This is a genomic window from Pseudoalteromonas sp. SG44-5, assembly GCF_014164175.1.
GTDB lineage: Bacteria > Pseudomonadota > Gammaproteobacteria > Enterobacterales > Alteromonadaceae > Pseudoalteromonas > Pseudoalteromonas nigrifaciens.
On sequence record NZ_JACJES010000026.1, the window covers coordinates 1 to 23475 of the forward strand.

The window sequence follows — 23475 nt, forward strand, 5'->3', positions numbered from 1 at the left end:
TTAATTTTATTTTCTCTAGCCAGAGGTTTTCAGTGAAAACAAGGCGAATTTACGCGTCAATAGCTGGCCTATTGCAAGTAAATTCAACGCAGTTAGCGCTGAAAACAGCTGCTTGAGATAAGTTTATTATCCGGAGCTCAGGTTAGTTAAATTATTTAACTAAAAAACCGCACAACCTTAGGTTAGTGCGGTTTATTTTTGCCTCGTATTTAGAGCCTATGCGTCTATTAAATCTTCAACGCCAACAATCAGCCAAGGTGCATCAGTAAGCGTTAAACGCTCTAAATGCCAAATTTCTAAAATAGGTTGTTCTTGTTTATCTGCTAAATCGCGATACTTACCTTTAAAGCGTACGCTTACTTGCCACTTGTCAGTCAGCGTATCTGCGCGTACTAGTTCTGCATCTATAAACATCACTTCAGTAGCTACGCTTGTAATTGCTTCGCGCTCTGCTTTAAATTCGGCCACTAATTCAGGGCTTAAATACTCAGCCATAGTGTGATAATCAGCTTCGTTCCACGCATTTTGTAGTGTGTGGTAATGCTCACGAGCACCTTGTAAAAAGCCGTTTGTATCAAAGCCAGGCGGTAAGTTAAAAGGCACATCGTCGCCGTGCGCAGTACTATTAGCAAATCCTGTACTTGTTGTTTGTTCATGCTCAATAGGTGCTTGTTTAAATGCATTTTGTGACATGCCAGCACTGGCCAGTTGAGGCGACTGCCTTGCGCGCATAAAGCCACGAACAAGTTTAAATATTATAAAGGCTGCACCCGCAAGTAAAATCATCTCTAGCAGCTGAAACCCTTCAAAATCACCACCTAACATAGCAGCAATTAAGCCACCAGCAAGCAGTCCACCAAATACACCCGCCATAATGCCTTTTTTATTAGATGCTGGCTTTGCCGCAGGCGCAACTGCCTTGGTATCTGTTTGTTGCTTTTGTGCGGTTTGTTGCGTAGCTGGAGTTTTACCACGTTTGCTACTACCAAACTTTTTACGTGCTTGTGCATCAAAGCTTGCAGTCATTAGCAAGGCCAACAAAGATAAAATAACGACAAAATTCTTCATGAAAATCCTTAAATAAAATAAAGTGTCGATTATACCTATAGAAATATTATTTACTTTAAAAATCAGTTGGCTGGTTGGTAATATTTAAGGGGCAGGAGTGAAATTATTAAATATTAAGCGCACCGCTTAGCTGGTCTAAGCGGTGCGAGAAGCTACAAGGTTACAGCCAGCGAATAGCGCCAGAAACACGTTCATTATACATATTCACCGGCGCACCTAAGCTGGCAATTAATACGGTATCGGCTTGTTGGCCTCTATTAATATGGCCTTCAAATCTGTCATCATGAAAGTCATCAGAGCCCATTTCAAACACTTTATTTTTAGTCGGCACAATAAATACCGTCATAGGGCCAAAGTCAGATTCAAACACTAAATGTATGCCTTTCTCCCCTTTAAAGTCACAAAACATAGCGTAAGTAATTTTACCGGGTAGCTCACTTAATTGTCCGCCAAGTAAGGCGAGCTTTTCATTCACGCTTTGCAGGCTAATTGCTTGTGTTTTATCGAGAGAATTTATTTCGTGATAAACGTGGGCTAAAGCATGCTCACCTGCGCCATAGGTATTTTGCTCAGAACTAAAAAAGAATGCACTTATAGTAACAACAAACGAAGCGGCTAGGGCTAAATGTACTCGGTCAAACTTAAAGCGCGATCGCGATGCAATAACGTTTTTATTAGCCGGTATTTGCGCTTGTTGCTGTGCTTTTTCTTTTAAAGAGGTGTTTAAAAGAATTCGCTCGGCTAGGTTTTCAGGTACCGGAACGTCATTAGCTGCACTTTGTAAATATTTATCGAAATCTTTCATGTCGTTAATAAACCGTTGTCGCTCTGAGTTGTCTTTAGCAAACTCGGTAAGCTCATTGTCAATATCGTTTGGCTGCGCAATAGTGCGGCGACGAAACTCAAGCTCATCCATTATTTTGATGCCCCTTTAAGTTGCTCATCATCACGGCTTAAAGCCTCTTTAAGTTGGTTTCTAGCACGGTATAGACGTGTCATTACCGTGTTTTTATTTAAATCGAGTATATTTGCAATTTCTTCGCCTGAGCAGCCCATTACTACTTGCAGTAATAACGGCTCTTTGTATTCATCAGGCAAGAGTGCAATTTGGCGCTGAATAACAGTTTGCTCCATTTCATCGTCTAAAGAGTGGCTGCTTTCATCAACCAATAATTCATCTTCTATATCGCTATAATCAAATTGTTTGCGCTCAAATCGTCGCGCGTTTTCGCGACGTAAAATCGTAAGTAACCACGACTTTGCTGCTTTTTGATCCAGTAAAGAGTCGAGCGAGCGCCAGGCACGCAAAAATGTTTCTTGTACTAAGTCATCGGCAATGTGTGGATCACGGCATAACCAATAGGCAAAGCGGTAAAGCTCTTTATGGTAAACATGAACCAAGGCTTCGTAGCGCTTTTGCTTTTGTGCCATATCAATTAAGACCTGATTATTCGATTTTTTATTTCCAAACATAAGTTCTTTTTTTAGTTAAATATTATTTAATGTAATAAAAGGCCTATACGCATTAAAATTTAATGGTAAAGGTCTTTTAATACAGCTTGTTGCGACTTTAATGTTTGAGCCTGATACTTTTTAAGTAATTTAACTATAGCTGTAAGATCGCTGGTTGTTTTTTTATTACTGTATAATTGTGTTTGTAACTGCATCACGTTATTAGTTAGTTCTGCATCATTAATAGCACGGCATAAAGTATCAATAGCACCCATATTTTGCTTAGTTACTGTTTTTGCATATATATTTAATGCGCTATAAAACATTTTTGCATCGTTTTTATTTGCTGCATGTAATAAGTTTTTCAAACTAGGTAGCGCGGGCGTTTTATCAGTTGTAGCTACTACATGCACATTATGAGTAGAACGGCTTAACCAATAAAAAATTGCAGTCACAATCCATAATAAATAGCCCAGTACAGCAACAATTATTAACCATAATGGTGTTGAGCTTTGTACTTGCAGCGGATTAGTTGCATCTATACTATTTTGTCCTGCTGCTTGGTTATTGGTATTTTGCGAATCATTTATAACCACAGGATTAGCAGCATTGCTACTAGGGATCACAGTAATAGTGCGCTCTGGTAAAGTGGCAAAGCTAATACGATTTATTTTAGTGTTATACCAAGGCAGTTTTATTTCGGGTAGCGTATAGGTGCCGGGTGTTTGTGGTAATAAAGCATAAGAGGCAATTTGCTGCGATACTACACGGCCATTACGCACCGCATTGTTATTTTCTTTTTGATCTGGGTAGCTACGGATCCCTGTAATATCGGGCATTGATATTTCGGGGAGTTGCTCTTTGGTTACACCAAGTGCCGTTAAGGTAATTGTGCGTGTGATAGGAGTGCCTACCTCAACAGTATTATCCTCTGGTTGCCATTGCTCATCTAAACTTACTAACTCACTAGGCAGCCAAGCGCCATTGTAATTACTTGGAATAGGCTTTATTTCTATTTGCTGATCATTGCCAAGTGCCGATACTTCTAACTGGCGGTAATTTTGTTGCACACGGCCTTGAAAAGCTGGGCCGGCAATAGTGTAGTCACCACTTTTTTGCGGCTGAATTAAATACTCTCGGGTAATTACTAAGTAACGTTTACCGTCAACCAGTTCATAATCTTCCGTTTGTTTACCTAGTTGGCTAAGTTGTGCATTTTCCATGCTAGGCGTGCCTAAACTGCCGTCGAGTAGCTCTTTGGCTAAATAAAGTTTAAGCGTATAAACACCGGCTTCTTGTACAAACAAAGATTTACTTGAGAGCGATGTTTTTAAAAATATATCGTTATTTTTATCGGCATCAGCTGCGCGCTTGGCTACTTTTAAAGTAATAGGCTGCGAGCTAAGCCCTGCAACAGTAAACGACGGTATAGTGTATTCACCTTCACGGCGGGTCATTAGTTTAACCGACCAGGTAGTTTGCTTGTTCATACTGCCATTTATAATATTGGTGCGAGTACTTAAGCTAGTAGGGCCAACCACAAAGCTTTTTAACAGCATTGAGGTATCGGGTTGTTCATCTTTAATTGTGTCGTCTACTGTAATATTAAGAATAAAAAACTCACCCGCTAACACCGGGTTTTTATTTACACTGGCTTCGAGTTTGGTGGCAGCCATCAATGGCATCGCACTTAATAGCAATAAACAGCAAAATAATCGCATTACCATGACTTTTCTACTCCTGTGGGGCGACGTTGATATTGTCTTTTTTGGGCTTCTAATTGCATTTTGTTCCGTAATAAAATAGCGGGATCGTCGGGCACTTTTCGCAGTAACTGATTAAGCTGCTGTGCTTGTTCTTTTTCTTCGTTAGTCAGCTCACTGGCTTGTACTGCTTGCGCTTGTTGCTCGGCAGTTTGTTGTTGCTCGTCGGGCACAGGTTCGTTTGCAGCCTGTGGCTCACTTTGTTGCTCAGCGTTATCATTTGGCTGTTCGGCTGGTTGATTTTCACTTTGCTCGTTTTGCGGCTCAGCTTGCATGTCAGGTTTATTTTGTTGATCAGCTTGCTCTTGTGCTTGCTCAGAGTCTTTATCCGATTTATCGTCACTGTTTTTTTCACTGTCGCTTTGCGCTTCGCCTTGCTCATCATTTTGTTGCTGATCTTGCTTGGCTTCATCAGAATTTTGCTGTTGGTTTTGCTCATCACTTTTTTGCCCGTCTTGTGATTCGTCACCGCCTTGGTTTTGTTGCTCTTGCTGCTGATTCAGTAATTGCTCAACCAGTGCTTGGTTGTCTGCGGCTTGTGTAAAGTTAGGGTGTAATGCTTGAGCTTGTTGATAAGCATTAATTGCTTCCTCTAGCTTGCCCGCTTTAGCAAGTGCGTTACCAAAGTTATAAAAACCGGTTGCCGATTTATCATCACTAAATTGATTAACCGCGGCCTCAAAGTTCCCTTGCTGATAAAGCGCAGCGCCTTTTAATTGGCTCGATTGGGCTGTTATTGCTTGCTCATAATCTTTATTGTTATAAGCATCAAGCGCTCGCTGATCGGTGTTTTTTAAAACTGTGGGCAGCTCTACGGCATACGCATTTTGCTGTGGTAAAAAGCTAAACACTAAAAACACACTCAGCAAAGCCGCACGTCTAAATAAATAAAGGCTTAAAGGTAGTAGCAGTAATAAGCCATAAATACCGGCGTCTATACGCCAAAGCGCATGGTTTTGTTTTTCATCTTTTAACAACTCACCATTAGCGCTAGGTGCAAAAACAGCAATGTCGGCGCTACTTGGCTGATAACTAGCAAATTTACCGCCGCTGTTTGTAGCTAAACTTTTTAGCTGGCTGGTATTAATAGTCGGCACTACAATTTGCCCGTAGTGGTCTTTTAAAAATCCGCCTTCGGGTAGTTTAATTGGCGCACCTTGGGCGGTGCCTACACCGTAGATATTTAATCGGTATTGGGTGTTTTTAGTAAAGGTGCTCACCTCACTTTGCTCTTGCTGATCAATGCCGTCGGTTATTAAAATAATATCGCCATCTAGGTAACCGGCTTGTCCTAATAGCTCTTTTGCTATATCAAGGCCAGCTAAAACATTAGAGCCTTTGTCGGGCATTATTTCTGGGCTTAAGCTAGGTATTAGGTTTTCAAGTGTAGTGGCGTCGTTGGTTAGCGGTGAAATGGTATAAGCACTGCCTGCATAGGCTACTAGCGCTGTGTCGCCTTCTTTAAATAAATCAATCATATCGAGGGCTTTAAAACGCGCCTGCATTAATCTATTTGGCAAAATATCTGTGCTGTACATAGAGTACGACATGTCCATAACAATAACGCGAGCATTTTTGCTTTGAAACACAGGTACTTGTTTTTCTTCAAAGCTGGGGCCGGCACTAAATATAATCCCTAAGCTACAAAATAGCGCTAATAACCAAAGTGGCTGGTTAGTTTTAGTGCTTGCGTCGCTCATAATAAACTGTGCTAAATGCGGTGCAATTAGCTGCTCATTGCTGGCTTTTTTGCGCTTAATTAAGGCAACAAAAAATAACCCAGCTGCGGGTATAAGTAACCATAAAATAGCAGGGCGAATAAATTCAAAATCCATTAGTTAGGCTCCTTTATTGCGCGCAGGGTTGTTAACATTACTTTTAAGCTAATTAGCAAAATAGCGATTAATAACGGCAAGTAAAATAATGAGCTTTGCGGGCGAAAGGTTTGCTCATCTACACTAATGGGCTCTAATTTGTCTAGTTCGGCATAAATTTGCTGTAAACCGGCTACATCTTTAGCTCTAAAGTACAAGCCGCCAGTTTGCTCGGCTATGCGTTTTAATAACCCTTCATCTATTGTGTCGCCGCTCATACCGCCCATATTAAATAAACTAAACCCACGAGGATTATCTGAGCCAACGCCAATGGTATACACTTTTATACCAGCATCGCGGGCAAGCAGTAGGGCTTCTTCGGGTTTTAAATTACCCGCAGTGTTTTGCCCGTCGGTTAGCAGCACCACAATACGATTGCTTTTATCTTTGTTTGCAAAACGTTTTACCGACAACCCTAAAGCATCGCCAATGGCAGTGGCGCGGCCAACTAAACCAATTTGTGCCTCAGAAAGCATTTTACTTACGGTTTTTACATCACGCGTAAGGGGGGTTTGTAAAAAGGCGGTGTCGCCAAATAAAATAAGGCCGAGCCTGTCGCCTTGGCGCTGCTCTATAAAATCAGTTAATACCGCTTTAACCATAGTTAAGCGGTCAACATATTGGCCATTGTAAGCCATGTCTTGCTCGGTCATAGAGCCTGATAAATCAACCGCCAGCATTATATCGCGGCCTTCGTTTGGCATTGAAATAGGATCATCTAACCAAGTAGGGTTTGCCGCAGCTATTACCAGTAATAGCCATATAACCCACTCGAACGGAGTTAAGCGCCGTGCATGAGCTTCAACGCTTTGGCTGGTTAAGTTATGTTTGGCAAAGCTTGGGATCCGCAGTCGAGTGTGCGCATTGTTTACAGCCGGTTTTAGTAATAATAGTAATAAAGGCAGGGGGAGTAATATAAACAGCCATGGCCAGCTAAATTCAAACATTAACCACTTCCTTTAACTTAAATTGCTTAATTGCTTGGCGAAACTTATTTTCTAGCGCGCTATTGTTTTGCTCAAGATTATAAACACTGAGAATTTCTTGTTCACTAAAACTTAATCCGGTTAGTGTATTAAGCGTATTACACCACTGCTTGGTAGATTGCGTAGCAAGGCGTTTATCGTAATAGGCGATGACTAAGCGTTTTAAAATAATATGTAATTGCTGAGGATCAGTGTGCTGTTGGCTTAAATTAACCGCGAAGCGTTTTGGTTGTTTAAATTTATAACGCTTATAAGCCATATAAATTGCGGCGCTTAGCAGCAATAACAAAACGGCAATAATAACCCACCAAGCAGGGGCAAGTGGCCACCAATTTACTTGGCTTGGCGCTATTATGTCGTGTAGGCCATCAAGTGGAGACGTTTGCATGGTTATTTTCTCACTAATTGCAGCTCAAGCGGTGTGGCTGCATTGAATGATATTAAATTAAGACCCGATTTAGTTAAGCGATTAAAGCGTGTGCTAAATGCCTGTTCGGCATTTTTAGCAAAGCGAGCTCTAAAACTACTATCCATAAGTGGTAGGGCAAAGTCTTGGCCATTGGCGCTTACTGTAACGGCTTGTTTAAATGCCGGTAACTGATGCTCAAATGGATCGCTTATGTGGCAACCAATTAGCTCGCAGTGACGGCTTAGTATTTCGAGCTGTTTAAAGCTGGCATCGTCTAGGGCATTAAAGTCAGAAATTAAATACACTAAACTACCGGGTTTAGCCAAATGGTTAAGGCGCTTTAAGTTATCGCTAAAGTTGTTAGTGGCTTGCTCGTCAATTGCGTTAAGGGCTTGCTGGTGGCTATCACACAAATTATGACACAGCTTTAATACCGCTTTTTCACGGGCGCTGGGCTTGAGTTCTAAATGAGAGTGCTGATTAAATACAATGCCACCAATACGGTCACCACGTTGGCAGGCCGACCAAGCAACTAATGCGCTAATGTGCGCGGCTTGCACCGATTTTAATAACAACTGCGAGCCAAATAGCATCGAGTTTGAAAAATCAGTAAAAATAAACACCGGGCGCTCTTTCTCTTCTTGAAAAAGCTTAGTGTGTGTTTCGCCAGTGCGCGCAGTTACACGCCAATCAATAGAGCGAATATCGTCGCCTTGTTGATAGTGGCGTACTTCGGCAAACTCCATACCACGGCCTTTATGCGGCGCAAGGTATTGCCCGGTTAAGGTGTTTTTAATTTTTACTTTAGGAGCCAGCTCTAGCAATTGCGCTTTGGCTTTGTAATACATCAGCTCTTTAAGCGCTAAATTAACACCGTGGCTATGGCTTTGTGCAAGCCATGCTTGGGGATCTAATGGTGTTTGCATAAGTTACGGTACGGCTACAAGTTCAACAATACGGCTAATTACCTGATCTTTAGTAATGCCATCGGCTTGGGCTTCGTAACTTAAAATAATACGATGGCGCAATACATTATGTACTACAGCCTGAATATCGTCGGGCGCTACAAAATCGCGGCCTTGCAACCAAGCATGCGCACGGGCGCATTTATCAAGGGCAATAGTGGCACGTGGGCTAGCACCAAACTCAATCCAGCTACCTAGTTGTGCGTCTAACTTAGCGCCTTCACGGGTAGCTATAATAAGCTGCACTAAATACTGCTCAAGTGGTGGTGCTAAATAAAGGCCTAAAATAGCTTTACGAGCGGCAAATAAATCGCTTTGACTAATTTTTTGCATTACTGCTGGTTGCTCGTTTAATGCTTCGCCTCGGGTTAAACGCAGTATGTCTAATTCGTGCTCTGCGCCGGGGTAACCTATACTCAAATGCAGTAAAAAGCGGTCAAGCTGCGCTTCAGGTAGCGGGTAAGTGCCTTCTTGCTCCAGCGGGTTTTGTGTGGCCATTACTAAAAATAAGTCACTTAGCGGATAAGTATTTTTACCCACAGTTACTTGGCGCTCTGCCATGGCTTCTAATAAGGCTGATTGTACTTTAGCTGGGGCACGGTTTATTTCATCAGCTAAAATAAGATTATGAAACAGTGGGCCTTTTTCAAATACAAACTCACTGGTTTGCTGACGATAAATATCAGTACCAGTAATATCGGCAGGGAGCAAGTCGGGCGTAAATTGCACCCGCTGAAACGAGCCTTCAATGCCTTTAGCCAAGGCGTTTACGGCGCGCGTTTTTGCAAGGCCAGGAGGGCCTTCTACTAATAAGTGGCCGTCAGCTAAAATGGTAATAAGTAGCGCTTGAGTAAGCTCTGGCTGGCCAATAATTTGTGTATCTAAGTACGTTTTTAATTGTGAAAATGCGTTAGCTGCCATAATAAATAGACTGTCCTCGTCAGCTGGAATAATACCAAAGTTATTTGGGTACGAAATACTGACCTAGTTATAAGGTTTAAAATTGGATAACTCAAGAGTTAGACTGTATTTTTAAAAATAGTTCGTTATTTATTAACGACTTTTAGCCTATCACAAAACTTTGTAAATGCGTCTAAAAAAGCCTATTGTAGTACTTATATAGTAGGTCTTAGAGAATTTTATTTGCCTACTAATCGATAAATTTCAGTTTATCTATTGGCTTTAGTACACGGGTTGTTTAGAATCGAGTAAAACAAACAGGTCAGACCTGTCAGCGGGAGCATAATTAATGTCTGAGCAAAACATACTTAAAACACCAAAAGGCGATCGTATAGCCATAGTTAGCGGCCTACGTACACCTTTTGCCAAGCAAGCAACAGCGTTCCACCATGTACCTGCACTTGATATGGGTAAACTTGTGGTTAACGAAATGCTTGAGCGATTAAATTTCAACAAGTCAGAAATTGATCAACTTGTATTTGGTCAGGTAGTACAAATGCCAGAAGCACCAAATATAGCACGCGAAATTGTATTAGGTACTGGCATGCCGGTATCGGTTGATGCATATTCAGTATCACGTGCCTGTGCTACTAGTTTTCAGGCTATTGCCAACGTTGCTGAGTCTATTATGGCCGGCTCTGTTACTGTAGGTATTGCTGGTGGCGCCGATTCTTCATCGGTACTACCCATTGGCGTAAGCAAAAAATTAGCTGGCAGTTTAGTTGATTTAAATAAAGCGCGTACTTTAGGTCAGCGCTTAAAAATATTTTCAAAGTTGCGTTTAAAAGATCTATTGCCAGTGCCTCCTGCAGTTGCAGAGTACTCAACAGGCCTTTCAATGGGGCAAACTGCTGAGCAAATGGCTAAAACACATAACATTAGCCGTGAAGATCAAGATGCATTAGCGCATCGCTCGCATTCATTAGCAACCCAAGCATGGGCAGATGGAAAATTAAAAGATGAAGTAATGACGGCGCACTTACCGCCATATAAAAGCTTTATTGAAGAAGATAACAACATTCGTAAAAACTCAACGGTTGAAGGCTACGCTAAGCTTAAGCCAGTATTTGACCGCCAACACGGTACAGTAACTGCAGCAAACGCCACCCCATTAACCGACGGTGCAGCTGCGGTATTAATGATGAGCGAAAGCAAAGCAAAAGCACTGGGTTACGAAATCCTTGGTTATGTACGCAGTTTTGCGTTTTCAGCCATTGGTGTTGAAAAAGATATGCTTATGGGTCCAGCTCATGCCACGCCTATCGCACTAGATAGAGCGGGTATTACCCTTGCCGACCTAGACTTAATAGAAATGCACGAAGCGTTTGCATCGCAAACACTCGCTAACATGAAAATGTTTGCCTCAGATAAGTTTGCGCAAGAGCACTTAGGTCGCAGTAAAGCGATTGGCGAAATTAACATGGATAAGTTTAACGTATTAGGTGGATCGCTTGCTTATGGACATCCATTTGCAGCAACCGGTGCTCGCTTAATTACGCAAAGCTTATACGAGCTTAAGCGTCGTGGTGGCGGTTTAGCATTAACAACAGCCTGTGCTGCAGGTGGTTTAGGTGCAGCTTTTGTATTGGAGAGTGCGTAATGTCAGATTCAGTATTTAATTTAACGGTTGATGAAAATAAAATCGCCGTAGTAACTATAGATGTGCAGGGCGAAAAAATGAATACCCTGCGCAGTAGTTTTGCCGATGATTTAAAAGCCTTACTAGCCGAAGCTAAACAGCAGTCTGTAAAAGGCATGGTATTTATTAGTGGTAAAAGTGATAACTTTATTGCTGGCGCTGACGTTAAAATGCTTGATAGTGTGCAAAAGCGTGAAGATGCTTTAGCTATTAGCGAGTTATGTCACCATGCATTTTTTGACATGGAAAACTTACCTTTCACTACGGTTAGTGCTATTCATGGCGCTGCTTTAGGTGGTGGGTTAGAGTTTGCATTAGCCTGTGATTATCGCGTAGGCACCGACTGTGGTATTACCATAATTGGTTTGCCAGAAGTGCAATTAGGTTTATTACCTGGCGGTGGCGGTACTCAGCGTTTAACTAAAATAATTGGCATTCAAAAAGGCTTAGAATGGATGCTAACTGGTAAGCAAATTCGTGCAAAGCAAGCTAAAAAAGCCGGTGTATTAGATGATTGCGTACCACATAGCGTGCTATTAAAAGTAGCGAAAGAATTTGCCGCTAAAGGCAAAGCACCAGCTAAAGAGCCAAAACTCGACACCGTGAGCAAGCTGCTAGAATCAAATCCGTTTGGCCGTAACTTTATCTTTAAAAAAGCAAAAGAAAACGTCATTAAACAAACGGGCGGACATTACCCTGCGCCACTTTTAATTATTAAAGCAGTACGTGCAAGCGTAGAGCTCGATAAGCTAAAAGCGTATAAAACCGAAGCGGAAAGCTTTGCAACGCTGGTAATGAGCGACGAATCAAAAGCGCTGCGCAGTGTATTTTTTGCAACCACAGAAATGAAAAAAGACTGGCGCAACGGCGACGCACCAGCAATTAACAAAACCGCAGTGTTAGGTGGCGGACTAATGGGCGCAGGTATTGCGCACGTAAGTGCCGTTAAAGCTAAAGTACCGGTACGTATTAAAGATGTAGCAGAGCAGGGCATTAGTAATGCAATGAGCTACACCTATAAAATTTTAGATAAGCGCTTAAAGCGCCGCATTATGTCTAAAGCCGATATGCAGCTAACAATGAGCCGTATTACAGGCGCTACCGATTACAGCGGTTTTAAAAATATAGATTTAGTAATTGAAGCGGTATTTGAAGATCTTGAGCTTAAACAAGGCATGGTTGCTGATGTAGAGCGTGAATGCCAAGAAAATACTATTTTTGCGAGCAATACCTCGTCATTACCTATTTCGCAAATTGCAGCTCAAGCTCAGCGCCCTGAAAACGTGATTGGTTTACATTACTTTTCACCAGTAGAAAAAATGCCACTGGTAGAAATTATTCCACACGCAGGCACCTCAAAAGAGACCATTACTCGTGTGGTAAACTTTGCGCGCAAGCAAGGTAAAACACCTATTGTAGTAAAAGATACCGCCGGCTTTTATGTAAACCGTATTTTAGCGCCTTACTTAAACGAAGCGGCTAACTTAATGCTAGCAGGCGAGCCAATTGAAAAAATTGATGCAGCCTTAGTTGAGTTTGGTTTTCCGGTAGGTCCACTGGCATTACTTGATGAAGTGGGTATTGATATTGGTTCTAAAATTGCGCCAATTTTAGAAAAAGAGCTAGGCGAGCGTTTTAAAGCACCCGATGCATTTACTCGTATGATAGAGTCAAAACGCCTTGGTCGTAAAACTGGTCGTGGCTTTTATGAGTACGATAAAAAAGGCAAAAAGGTTGATGAGTCAGTTTACGAACTACTAAACGTTACCCCAGCTCCACGTTTAAATAAAAGCGAAATTGCCAAACGTTGTATCGCACAAATGCTAAATGAAGCGGTTCGTTGTTTAGACGAAGGCATTATTGCCAGCCCGCGTGATGGTGATATTGGTGCTATTTTTGGTATTGGTTTTCCACCGTTCTTCGGCGGACCATTTAGCTATATGGATAAACTAGGCGCAAGTAAGATAAGCTCAGATATGTCTACATTAGGCAGTAGCAATGCAATTTTTACCCCTTGCGACACGCTTGTAGCAATGGCAGAGTCAGGTGCTAAGTTTTATGCCGCTCAGCCAAGCGCAGAGCCAACAGGTGAGTCGGAGCCTGCAGAGCAAGCCACTGACGATGCTGCAGCGCCAAGTGCTAAAGAATAAGTAAATAAGCATTTACTAATAAAAACCGCATTTTATATGCGGTTTTTTTATGGCTAAATTATTTAAGCGAAAGCCTATTAAAAAGTTTACTAACCACTCAAATTATTAAACTCACTAAATATCACTTGAATAAGTAATAAACCATACCCTTAGAGAGTATTGTCTACTGCTTGAAAGTGGGTTTTTGTACTTGCTGATATTTAAAGGTAAACGCTGTGTGTTGAAAAGTGTTTTGGCATCGAGGTATATAACAGGATGTTTGAATTTAGCTTTAGGGGGGGCTAAATATTGGTAATAAATACGCTTGAAGTACTTCAAGCGTATTTAAAATAAAATGGAGTATTTAAAGATGGGCGGCGATAATTTTTTTATCTTTTTCAGGCATGTTATCTACCACTAAATCAAATGAATTATCAATCATTCGCTTAATCTCATTTTGCGGGATTGTGCCATCTAGTATTATGGTATTCCAAAGGCGTTTATTCATATGATAGCCAGGGATCACTGCAGTAAACATATCTCTTAATGCTAGTGCTTCGTCGGGGTCACATTTTAAATTTAACCACCAAATAGGCTCGCCATTGGCGTCGTTATTATCATCATTACCCAGTGCAAGGGTGGCAAACATTTTATGGTTTACCTTGTAAACATCAACTTCTTTAGAAAAAGGTTGGGTTACTTTAACTAGTGGTTTGTTAACTAAATACTCATGTACAGTTTGTTGGTCCATGATCCATTCCTTGAAGTCATACTCGATGAAACTACCATAACAGTTTTTTTAATGTTTGATTATATGTATTTTTGTAAAAATCATAATTTTATGAGTTAATCCAAGGTATAGCGGGGTTTTGAAGCAGTTTTAGTTGAACAAAATCTAGTTCGTGGTATGTTTCTCAGAGTCAAAAATAATAGGAATATATTCATGCCAAAGGCGAGTGAAGTTAAAAAAGGGACAGCCATTGATTTTAATGGTCGCGTTTTAGTTGTAAAAGATATAGTACGCTCAGTTCCACAAGGTCGTGCTGGTGGTAGTTTGTACCGTATGCGTTTATACGACGTAGTAACGGGCAGCAAAGTGGATGAAACATTTAAAGACAGTGATATGTTAACGCTTGCTGATTTAACTCGTCGTGAAGCTATGCTTTCGTACATTGATGGTGACGAGTATGTGTTTATGGATAACGAAGATTACACGCCATATAATCTAAGTAAAGATGCGATTAGCGAAGAGATTTTGTTCGTAAATGAAGAAACTCAAGGCGTGCACGTTATTGTAATAGATGGCGCACCGGTTGGCCTAGATTTGCCATCAAGTGTTGAACTGGTTGTGGAAGAAACCGACCCATCTATTAAGGGTGCTTCGGCGAGTGCACGCTCAAAGCCGGCGCGTATGTCTACAGGGTTAAATATTTCAGTTCCTGAGCATATTTCTACAGGCGATCGTATTCGTATCAATACTGCAGAGCATAAATTTATGGGCCGTGCTGAAAAGTAAGCGCCTAATTATTTATATTAAAAAGCCGACTTGTTCGGCTTTTTTTATTGCTTAGATTCAAATAGTAAGTGCATAGCTTTAAAAACAGTCATTTTATGGTTAAAATACGCGGCTTGTTTTTACAGGTTTAGGTATTGCTTTGATTTTTGTTTTATTAAGCGCAGTGTTTATAGCGATTATGTATTTAGAGGCGATTAAAAAGGGCATGCCGGTTAAGCGTTGGCTGTTGTTAGCGAGTTTACTTGGGCCGGTTGCATGGTGTTTGTTTAATTTACATTATCGCCGTGCGTTACTGCGAAGTGTAGGCATTAACCCTTGCATATGGCGTCCTTAATTTTTTATTTCTGTTTTTTAACTTTAATTAGTGACAGCTACTTTTTTAATCTGGCTAATTAAACTAGGTACAGACTTGCTGTGCTGGAGTTTTAAAAATTCGGTAAACTCATCTTTTGATAGCGGCTTAGAGTAATAGTAGCCTTGTACTGTTTCACAGTTTAATTGTTTGAGTATTTCTATTTGCGACGCTTGCTCTACGCCCTCTGCAACCACATGTAGGTCAAGGTTATGGGCAATAGTAACAATTGAGTCGACCATATTGCGGCCGCGCTCGTTTTTCATGTCATCGATAAAGGCTTTATCAACTTTAAGCGTATTAAGCGGAAACTGCTTTAAATAGGCCAGCGAAGAGTAGCCGGTACCAAAGTCGTCCATTGCTAAATGAATACCTCGGGCGCTGAGTGAGCACATTATTGCGATAGCATCTTTAGGATCGTCCATTACCGTGCCTTCGGTAATTTCTAGCTCTAAAAAGTAAGAGGGCAATGCATTTTTTTGTAAAATCACATCAATACGTGTTGTTAGGTCGGGTAAACTAAATTGCTTTGCCGATAAATTCACAGCAACTCTGCCATTAAATAAGCCCGCATCAAGCCACTCTTTTACATCGCGACAGGCTTTATTTAAAACCACTTCACCAATTTCTATTATTTGCCCTGTTTCTTCTGCTATTGGGATAAAAACACCCGGGCTAATAATGCCTTTTTTAGGCGTGATAAAGCGTACTAATGCCTCCATTCCCACAAGTTTACCGGTATGAATATTCATTTTTGGTTGGTAATACACGGCAAAATGATTTTCTTTTAAACCAAAGCGCATTAGGTTTTCTATTTGCAGGCGCTTTACGGCTTCACGGTTCATGGTGTCATTAAAAAACAAATAACTATTACCTTTCTTTTTAGCGTGGTACATAGCTGTGTCGGCATTTTTTAATAGTAGTTCTGGGGTATTGCCATCTTCAGGGAACAACACAATGCCAACGCTTGAGGTAATGGCAAGCTCATGTCCGGCCATTTTAAAAGGCGTAGCAATAGCCGCTAAAAACTGTTTAGCGGTGCGGGTAATCGTATATATGTCGTTAGTATCAGACATTACCAGTGCAAACTCATCGCCGCCTAAACGATAAAACACGTCATTTTCGCGAGTGAGCTTATTTAGCCGCATAGCGAGTTTAGCTAATAAGCTGTCACCTAGTTGGTGCCCTAAAGAGTCATTTATTTTTTTAAAGTTATCTAAGTCGAAAACTAACAAAGCATGGTGCGAGTTTAGTTGCCCTAATTTTTGTAAGTCGGTAAAAAACAAATTACGGTTAGGCAGGTTGGTGGTGCGGTCTCTATTGGAGAGGTTATGCAGTTGCGATTCGGCTTTTTTACGCTCGGTTAAATCAGAGTATACAACGACATAGTTAGTTATTTGGTTTTGATCATTTCTAATTTCATCAATCGAAATTTCTATGGGTAATAAAACATGTGCACTATTGCGTAATTTAACTTCTTGTTGCAGGCTATCTCGCTGGTATACGGTTTTTTTAATGGTGTTAATGTAACTTTTATCGTAGCCGGGCAAATTAAAATCTTTTTTAAGGTACTGCTCGCGCACGCCACCAAATAAGGTTAAAAAGCTGGGGTTAATATCGACTAACTTAAAGTTTTTATCGTAAATAGCCAGGGCGTCGGTTAGCGATTCAACGCATTTTGCAAAAAGGTTTAAGCGCTCTTCGGTTAGCTTTAATTGTGAAATGTCGCGCACTGTGCCTGTCATGCGTAAGGGACTAAGGTTGGTGTCTTTTTCTATTATTTTGCCGCGATCGAGTACCCAGAGCCAGCCGCCAAAATGATCTTTAATCCGATAAGTCGCTTCAAAAAAAGGAGTTTGCTGAGCAAAGTGTTTTTTAAGTAAATATTCTACTTGGGTAATGTCGCTTGGGTGAATAAGGCTTTTATGTGGCGGAAACTCTGTTGATAATATTGAATCCATTAAGTACTTATCGTTAATACGAAGTACTTTACCGGTTTTTATATTCCAATCCCAAAGGGTATCGCCACTGCCTTCTACAGTGCTTTTTAAGCGTTGTTCAGAAAGCATAAGTTGATAGCGCGAGCGCTTAAGTTTATATATAGCCGTTAGCATGTAGCATAAAACAAGCACAATTATTGCGCTTGCCGTAACTGCAACGGTATTTAAATTTAAGTTAAAAGTTGCCTCTAGGGCATATAGGCTATGCGAGGCAACTAATAGGGCTAATAGTAAGCTTATTTTTATTATTATTGTGATCATTATTTTTATTGTTTTTATAACATTTAATTTTCAAACGACAATCTAAATCAAGCGTTACTCACTGTCAAAGAGAATGCGAGCAAAGGGCCTGATTATGCGCTTTATTAGGCTTTGCAGAGCTTAAAAACTCATATCTAGGTCTATTTTCATTAAAAAGGCTTAGCGCGTATGCTTTTATATCTGCAAGGGTTAATGCATTTAATGCATCAAGCAAGCGTTGTTGCATATGAAACTCGTGATCGCGATTACCAATAGCTAACCATAATCGTTGCGAGCGCAGTCGCAGGTTTTTATCTGCTTCGGCTATATGTGTGGTTAGGCCGTGCTTTTGTTGTAACCAATCTTGTGGGGTTAAATTATCGATATTGGTTAAATAGTTATGAATAAAGTTATTATGGCGCTGCAGTATTGTTTTGGCTTCAAACTTGGGTGATTGCACATAAAAAACAATGCCCGCGCGGGTGTTAAAAGGCGCGTAACCGGCACCAACTAAATAGCCTAATTGTTGCGTGGTGCGTAGTTCGTTAAAATAATCTTGATTGATTAGATGATTTAGCGCCATCATTTTTACTTTTTCACTTACACAGTCGGTTTGTGCTTGATAGTAAATAAGCATAGCGTGATCATTACAAGGAAGCGTTAACTCAAAGCGCGTTACTTTGTTAATTTCAAATAATGGCCGTGTTAAATCGGCTATTACAGCGGCGCTTTTTAAGTGCGCGGCTACTTTTTTCTGAAAACTAATTGCATCAGCTTGTTGCCAGTTACCATGTAAAAATGACTCTACATGCAGGGCTTTAAAAAAGTCTTGTCTAAATTCATTAAATTGCTGAAAACACGTGTTTTTTAATGCGTCAGCCAACTCGTCTGGCTGTGGATTCCACGGCATTATTTTTGCGCCTAACATGCTAAACAGCTCACCTACGGGCTTATTTTGATTACTGTTACGCCAATGCCTTACTAATTGCTTTTTATACTCGGCAAAACGTTTAGAGCAAATTTCTACGTTAAATAAAGCATCAATGAGTTCATCAACCAGCTCTAACTGGCTTGATGAGAGCCCCGCTGTATGTAGTGTTAACCCACCTTGATGAGACGTTAAGTGATAACTAAGTCCTGCAAGTTCGGCAGGGTAAAATTGCTCGCTAACGCTATCCATAAATAAATCAGAAAAGAGGCGGGTAAGTGCCATGTGCTTTACATCTTTTATTGCAAAGTTTGAGTCCATTGCCAAGTAAAAATGACCTTTGGCAACGCGAAAGGTGTTGTCTTGTTTAAACCAAAAATCAAAACCAGGCTCTGTGACTATTAGCTCAGGTTTTGTTTGTGGCTCAATTATATCAAACAGCTCAACGTCTTTGGTTAAATAAGGATTAACAACAGGTAAGCGCATTTCATTGAGTGGTTTATTAATGTTACTTAGTGCATCGAGCCAACTAGTCGAAATTTTTTCAACCTTGTAAGGTGTATTATACCAAGCTGCTTTATGTTGAGGCTCAACCCCGGGGTGAATAAGTACCAAGCGCATATTGTGTGGCTTTAACCATTGCATGGCCATTTCATGGGTGGCGTGTTTAAAGCCTTCCATTAAATAGTCGCCTTGTAAGTAGTTAGGCTGATCGTAATGTTGCATATTAATGCTTAAGTTACTTACCCAGTCTATTAAGCGCGATTGTTCTTGGTTATCGAAGGCAATTTGCAATAGCTTCTTTTTATCTTGGTATAAGCGCGGTAGCTGTTCAATATTGTTATTAATGAGGCAAATATACTCAAAGATCATTTCAATAATATCTTCAAAGTATTCAATACCTTCATCCGTTAGTGCCATACTAATATTAAAGTCTTTAAAATTACTGCCATTAATGCCACCCCCGGCAGAAAGTGCATTTATCCAGCCTTGCTGTTTTAAAATAGAGTATAACGAGCCCGCACCTTCATAACCGAGTAAGTGTGCAATAAAGCTCACTGTTTTGTGACGATAAAAGTCATCAATATTAGGCATTGCAAAGCTCACTATAAGCTTTTGCATATGCTTATGAGGCTCAATGTGCAGCAGTTTTCCTAGGTCTTGCGCTCGGTATAGCGGCGCACTAATTGCGGGTTTTGGTTGCTTGGCGTTACCACAAACCGCAGTAAAGTATTGTTTTGTCCATGCTTGAAGAGTGTCGAGCTCCTCATTAGCGCATATGACCAAAGTCATGTATTGAGCTTGATAAAACTGCTTAAAAAAGTCTCTTAGCTCGTCGCTAATGCAGCGCTCTCTGTCAGCTAATGTTTGTAAATTACCCACCGAAAATTTAGCAAAAGGGTGAGCCGGATTAACCGTTTCTTTATGTACTTGGTATATACGACGGCCGTCGTCTTTAATTTTTAATTTAAATTCTGCTTCTATCGCGTTACGTTCTTTTTCTGTTTCTGCAGCATTTAATAATGGCGCAATAAAAAACCGGCTAAATTGCTTTAGCGCATGTTCAAATTCTTGATTATTAATGTCAAAAAAGTAGCAAGTGTGCTCAGTTCCGGTCCAGGCATTGGTATTGCCGCCCGCTTGTGATACAAAATTATTAAAGCTACCTGAGTCAGGAAATTGATCTGTGCCTAAAAATAGCATGTGCTCTAAAAAGTGTGCTAAGCCTTGTCTATCAACAGGGTCGTCAAAATGTCCAGCATTAACAGCCATAGACGCAGCGGCTTTTGTTGCATCTTTATCTTGCACTAAGAGTACTTTTAGACCATTGTCCAGTGTTAGGGCGCGGTAGGCTCTGTTATCATTGCGACTGATATTCAAATGATGCTCCTGAAACTAAATGTTTACTTGTTAACAACAGATGATAACTTCAGGACAGAGAAATACAGCGATAAGATTTACCTGAATATCATGACAGAACTATTTAAGAAATAAATAGTGTTACCTTGTTAATATAGCGGAAGAACGGGCAAATTGGCTACTGTTTTATATTCTTTAATTGGTTGATTTATTATGAAAACAATCTTAATAATGCGCCACGGCGAAGCAACGCCAATGCAGGCCGATGATGCAGCGAGACAGTTAACCCAAAAGGGTCATATTGAAGCTGAAAAAATGGGGCTGTGGCTGGCAAAAAACTATGCACCCGATGCGCTGTTAGTTAGTCCTTACATTAGAGCTCAACAAACAGCAAAAGGGGTTGCTAAAAATAACACGTTTAAATTTAGCGAAACCTGCAAAGACATTATACCTGAAGGTAAACCGCAAATTGCAGCCGATTACATCGAGACGTTAATAGCGGCGCATCCTGCGTGTAATACTTGGCTAGTAGTGGCGCACATGCCCATAGTAAGTTATTTGGTTGATCAGTTATGTGTGGGCCATATGCCTATTTTTAATACCGGTGCAGTTGCCGTAATTAATTATAATGAGCAAACCCAGCGCAGCGAATACCTTAGCATTCATGCTCCGGGTAACGTGTAATGCAACGTGTTAGCTGATTAGCTAATCAAGGCTCTATAATAAAAATGCCAGCCAAAGCGTAAAGCTTATACCACTTAAAACGGTCGACATAACCACAGTGCTGGCAAGCGTTGCTTGGTGCTGTTTTATTTGATTAGCAATAAGGTAGGCATTAACACCTAAAGGCGATGCACTTAATAATATAAGTACGTTGAGTAGTTGCGCCTCTAGCATAAACACAAATCGGCCTAACAATAATACTAAGCAGGGTAGCAATACTAGCTTTAATAATGTGGCGATTAGCGCGGGTTGCCAGTTTTGGCTTATTTTATAAAATGCTAAATTAGCTCCCAACACAAATAGTGCGCAGCCAATAGCGGGTTGTGAGAGTAAATCTAAGCCATTAATAATATCCAGTGGCAATGTAAGGCCTAAAACATTAGCCAATAACCCTAGGCTAATGCTAAGTACCACAGGGTTTAACAGCATGTTTTTGGCAAATTGTTGCCACGAAAACGCACTTTTTTCGCTTTTGGCACTCACTAAAAAGGTGAGAGTAAATAACAATGCACTATGAAAAGTGATAATCATAAATACTATACCAATCATTTCACGGCCAATTGCTGCAATAATTATTGGTAAGCCAACCAGTACGGTATTTGAATAGCTACTACCAAGAGCAAATACGCTATGGCGTTGATAATCACTGTGCTTAGTAATTAAAAATCGGTCTATTAAAGCGCCAATTATAAAAACACCCACAACCGCAATATAAAAACTTAAAAAGCCATTTAAGCTCACACTATTGTGTAAGTTAGCTTGCGCCATATTTAAAAATAAAAAAGCGGGGATACTAATATAAAAGGTAAATTTACTAATACCAGTTATATGTTGTTGTTCTAAAAATTGTGACTTAGTGCTAATAAAACCAGCAGTAACAATAAATACCAGCGGAAATATAATTGAAAAAATAGACACTAATATCGCCTTAAATAGTATTTAACCAGAGCTGTGGTTATTTAACGCCTAAACTCATCACTTTGCGGTAAATTAATTAAAATAAGTACAGCGCCTTTACCACCATATTCAAGCGGTGCTTGGTGCATTGCAATTACGTCAGGGTGTTGTACTAAATACTGCGGTACTTTGTGCCTGAGTATATGCCCACCAATGCCATGAATTATGCATGCACAATAGTAATGTTTCTTTTTGCATTCGTGGATCAAACCAGCTAGCTCATCTTTTGCAGACTCTTTATTTAAGCCATGCAAATCTAGGGTTAAATCTGGAACAAAGTCACCACGGCGTAGTTGCTTAGCTAAAAAGCGGTCTTGGCCATCTTGTACATAATTAACCGTACCATTGGTATCAATATCAGGTATATATTCATCCGAAAAGAAGAATTCTGACTGTTGTTGCTTTTTTTGCTGGGCAAACTGCTTTGCTTGTGACACTTTAGGCTTATTAGTAAAGCGGTGAGTGTCTTGTTTAAAAACGCGCGCACCAGTGATACTTTGACGAAACATGTCAATGTCATCATTGCTAATTGGGCTGTTTGAATAAGGATCTTTTTTCATAGCGGCAGTCTAAACAAAAAAAGGGTAAAAATCGAGATAAAAGGCGTTACAATAGGGCAATCGGGAGGCGATTGTGGCCTCGATTGAATTAATAATTTTGAAAGTAGCAGGCAGGCAATACACATGAGTGAATTACAAATAGAAGAAGCAACGCTAGAAGAAGCTGTAGCAGAACTTTCAACCTTACACGACTGGTTACGTTGGACTACAAGCCAATTTGCCAGCAGTGGTATTTTTTTTGGTCACGGTACTGATAATGCGTGGGACGAAGCGGTAAATTTATTATTACCCGCATTAAGCTTACCAATAGATGCGCCGAAAGAATTAATGCATGCGCGTTTAACGAGTACAGAAAAAAACAGCTTAGCGGGCTTAATTGCTGAGCGTATTAACGATTTTACCCCAGTGCCGTATTTAACCAACATTGCTTGGTTTGCGAATATGCCATTTTATGTAGACGAGCGCGTGCTTATTCCACGTTCGCCATTTGCAGAGTTAATTAATAACCGCTTTACCCCTTGGCTTGAAGAGCCTGAGTCGGTTAAGCGTATTTTAGATTTATGTACGGGTTCTGGTTGTATCGCGATTGCACTTGCACAAGCGTTTGAAAATGCGCAGGTAGATGCGGTTGATATTTCTTATGAAGCCTTAGAAGTAGCCGACATAAATATTACAGACTACCAGTTAAGTGAACGAGTATTGCCAATTCAGTCAGATGTGTTTAGTGGTGTACCAGGGCAAACATACGACCTGATCATAGCTAACCCGCCGTACGTTGATGCTGAGGACATGGCCGACTTACCGCGTGAGTTTCATCATGAACCAGAACTTGGTTTGGCTTCAGGCCACGACGGCCTAGACGTAACCCGCACTATATTAAGCGAAGCAAGTAAGCACCTTACTGCAAACGGCTTGTTGTTTGTAGAGGTAGGTAACTCTATGGTACATATGGATGCATTGTATCCGGGTGCGCCATTTGAATGGGTTGAGTTTGAACAAGGTGGTTTAGGTGTGTTTGTTATTAGCAAACAGCAACTTGATGAGTATTTTGCACAATAAAAATCAATATCATTTATAGAATATGTATTTGAATA

The 23475-nt window shown here is 40.6% G+C and carries 20 protein-coding genes; 6 read left to right on the plus strand and 14 right to left on the minus strand.

Features of this window, described 5'->3' with window-relative positions; translation table 11 throughout:
• Nucleotides 1–216 precede the first annotated feature (216 nt).
• The 9 genes from H5079_RS16390 to H5079_RS16430 all read right to left on the minus strand — a co-directional run bounded on the left by H5079_RS16390 (nucleotide 217) and on the right by H5079_RS16430 (nucleotide 9438).
• Nucleotides 217–1068: a Tim44 domain-containing protein gene (locus tag H5079_RS16390; RefSeq protein WP_089367937.1), complete on the minus strand. Its 852-nt coding sequence runs from the start codon at nucleotides 1066–1068 to the stop codon at nucleotides 217–219.
• 160 nt (nucleotides 1069–1228) lie between these two features.
• Entirely contained in the window at nucleotides 1229–1984 is a 756-nt protein-coding gene (locus tag H5079_RS16395) for a DUF3379 domain-containing protein (protein WP_011327647.1), read from the minus strand.
• The gene (locus tag H5079_RS16400) at nucleotides 1984–2499 is read right to left on the minus strand and encodes a sigma-70 family RNA polymerase sigma factor (RefSeq protein WP_231613562.1); all 516 of its coding nucleotides are present in this window, start codon (nucleotides 2497–2499) and stop codon (nucleotides 1984–1986) included. The genes H5079_RS16395 and H5079_RS16400 overlap by 1 nt, the downstream gene beginning before the upstream one ends.
• A gap of 101 nt (nucleotides 2500–2600) precedes the next feature.
• Nucleotides 2601–4247, minus strand: coding sequence for a BatD family protein (locus tag H5079_RS16405; RefSeq protein ID WP_011327649.1), 1647 nt, complete (start codon nucleotides 4245–4247; stop codon nucleotides 2601–2603).
• Nucleotides 4241–6118: a VWA domain-containing protein gene (locus H5079_RS16410; RefSeq protein ID WP_182684495.1), complete on the minus strand. Its 1878-nt coding sequence runs from the start codon at nucleotides 6116–6118 to the stop codon at nucleotides 4241–4243. The genes H5079_RS16405 and H5079_RS16410 overlap by 7 nt, the downstream gene beginning before the upstream one ends.
• The gene (locus tag H5079_RS16415) at nucleotides 6118–7104 is read right to left on the minus strand and encodes a VWA domain-containing protein (RefSeq protein WP_011327651.1); all 987 of its coding nucleotides are present in this window, start codon (nucleotides 7102–7104) and stop codon (nucleotides 6118–6120) included. The genes H5079_RS16410 and H5079_RS16415 overlap by 1 nt, the downstream gene beginning before the upstream one ends.
• Nucleotides 7097–7531, minus strand: a complete 435-nt coding sequence (locus H5079_RS16420; RefSeq protein WP_011327652.1) for a DUF4381 domain-containing protein — start codon at nucleotides 7529–7531, stop codon at nucleotides 7097–7099. Before H5079_RS16420 ends, H5079_RS16415 begins: the two co-directional genes overlap by 8 nt.
• 2 nt (nucleotides 7532–7533) lie before the next feature.
• A complete protein-coding gene (locus H5079_RS16425; RefSeq protein ID WP_086998270.1) occupies nucleotides 7534–8478 on the minus strand; it encodes a DUF58 domain-containing protein in 945 nt (314 codons plus the stop codon).
• A gap of 3 nt (nucleotides 8479–8481) precedes the next feature.
• Nucleotides 8482–9438, minus strand: a complete 957-nt coding sequence (locus H5079_RS16430) for a MoxR family ATPase (RefSeq protein ID WP_089367942.1) — start codon at nucleotides 9436–9438, stop codon at nucleotides 8482–8484.
• A gap of 328 nt (nucleotides 9439–9766) precedes the next feature.
• Between H5079_RS16430 and fadI the strand changes: the two genes are divergently transcribed.
• Nucleotides 9767–11077 (plus strand): acetyl-CoA C-acyltransferase FadI, encoded by a 1311-nt coding sequence (fadI, locus tag H5079_RS16435; protein ID WP_011327655.1) that lies wholly within the window; start codon nucleotides 9767–9769, stop codon nucleotides 11075–11077.
• On the plus strand, nucleotides 11077–13266 hold the full coding sequence (gene fadJ, locus H5079_RS16440) for a fatty acid oxidation complex subunit alpha FadJ (protein ID WP_182684496.1): 2190 nt from the start codon (nucleotides 11077–11079) through the stop codon (nucleotides 13264–13266). The genes fadI and fadJ overlap by 1 nt, the downstream gene beginning before the upstream one ends.
• A 343-nt stretch (nucleotides 13267–13609) precedes the next feature.
• Here fadJ and H5079_RS16445 read toward each other — a convergent pair whose 3' ends face one another.
• Nucleotides 13610–13996 carry an MmcQ/YjbR family DNA-binding protein gene (locus H5079_RS16445; protein WP_011327657.1) on the minus strand — a complete coding sequence of 129 codons (387 nt, stop codon included), beginning with the start codon at nucleotides 13994–13996 and terminating at the stop codon, nucleotides 13610–13612.
• Between the two features lie 192 nt (nucleotides 13997–14188).
• Here H5079_RS16445 and yeiP point away from each other — a divergent pair, with 192 nt between their 5' ends.
• Nucleotides 14189–14761 (plus strand): elongation factor P-like protein YeiP, encoded by a 573-nt coding sequence (gene yeiP / locus H5079_RS16450; protein ID WP_011327658.1) that lies wholly within the window; start codon nucleotides 14189–14191, stop codon nucleotides 14759–14761.
• Nucleotides 14762–14900: 139 nt separating this feature from the next.
• Entirely contained in the window at nucleotides 14901–15095 is a 195-nt protein-coding gene (locus H5079_RS16455; protein WP_182684497.1) for a hypothetical protein, read from the plus strand.
• A gap of 23 nt (nucleotides 15096–15118) precedes the next feature.
• Here the strand turns inward: H5079_RS16455 and H5079_RS16460 are convergent, their stop codons facing one another.
• Both H5079_RS16460 and H5079_RS16465 read right to left on the minus strand, forming a co-directional pair.
• The gene (locus tag H5079_RS16460) at nucleotides 15119–17374 is read right to left on the minus strand and encodes an EAL domain-containing protein (protein WP_182684498.1); all 2256 of its coding nucleotides are present in this window, start codon (nucleotides 17372–17374) and stop codon (nucleotides 15119–15121) included.
• 64 nt (nucleotides 17375–17438) lie between these two features.
• Entirely contained in the window at nucleotides 17439–20162 is a 2724-nt protein-coding gene (locus tag H5079_RS16465; protein ID WP_182684499.1) for an insulinase family protein, read from the minus strand.
• A gap of 192 nt (nucleotides 20163–20354) precedes the next feature.
• Between H5079_RS16465 and sixA the strand changes: the two genes are divergently transcribed.
• Nucleotides 20355–20825: a phosphohistidine phosphatase SixA gene (gene sixA, locus H5079_RS16470; protein ID WP_086998294.1), complete on the plus strand. Its 471-nt coding sequence runs from the start codon at nucleotides 20355–20357 to the stop codon at nucleotides 20823–20825.
• Between the two features lie 33 nt (nucleotides 20826–20858).
• Here the strand turns inward: sixA and H5079_RS16475 are convergent, their stop codons facing one another.
• Together H5079_RS16475 and smrB are read right to left on the minus strand one after the other, a co-directional pair.
• Nucleotides 20859–21782 carry an AEC family transporter gene (locus H5079_RS16475; RefSeq protein ID WP_086998297.1) on the minus strand — a complete coding sequence of 308 codons (924 nt, stop codon included), beginning with the start codon at nucleotides 21780–21782 and terminating at the stop codon, nucleotides 20859–20861.
• A 41-nt stretch (nucleotides 21783–21823) separates the two neighbouring features.
• The gene (smrB, locus tag H5079_RS16480) at nucleotides 21824–22381 is read right to left on the minus strand and encodes an endonuclease SmrB (RefSeq protein ID WP_041454372.1); all 558 of its coding nucleotides are present in this window, start codon (nucleotides 22379–22381) and stop codon (nucleotides 21824–21826) included.
• A 123-nt stretch (nucleotides 22382–22504) separates the two neighbouring features.
• On the opposite strand from smrB, the gene prmB reads away from it, so the two are divergent.
• A complete protein-coding gene (gene prmB, locus H5079_RS16485) occupies nucleotides 22505–23440 on the plus strand; it encodes a 50S ribosomal protein L3 N(5)-glutamine methyltransferase (protein ID WP_011327671.1) in 936 nt (311 codons plus the stop codon).
• The last annotated feature ends 35 nt before the right edge of the window (nucleotides 23441–23475 follow it).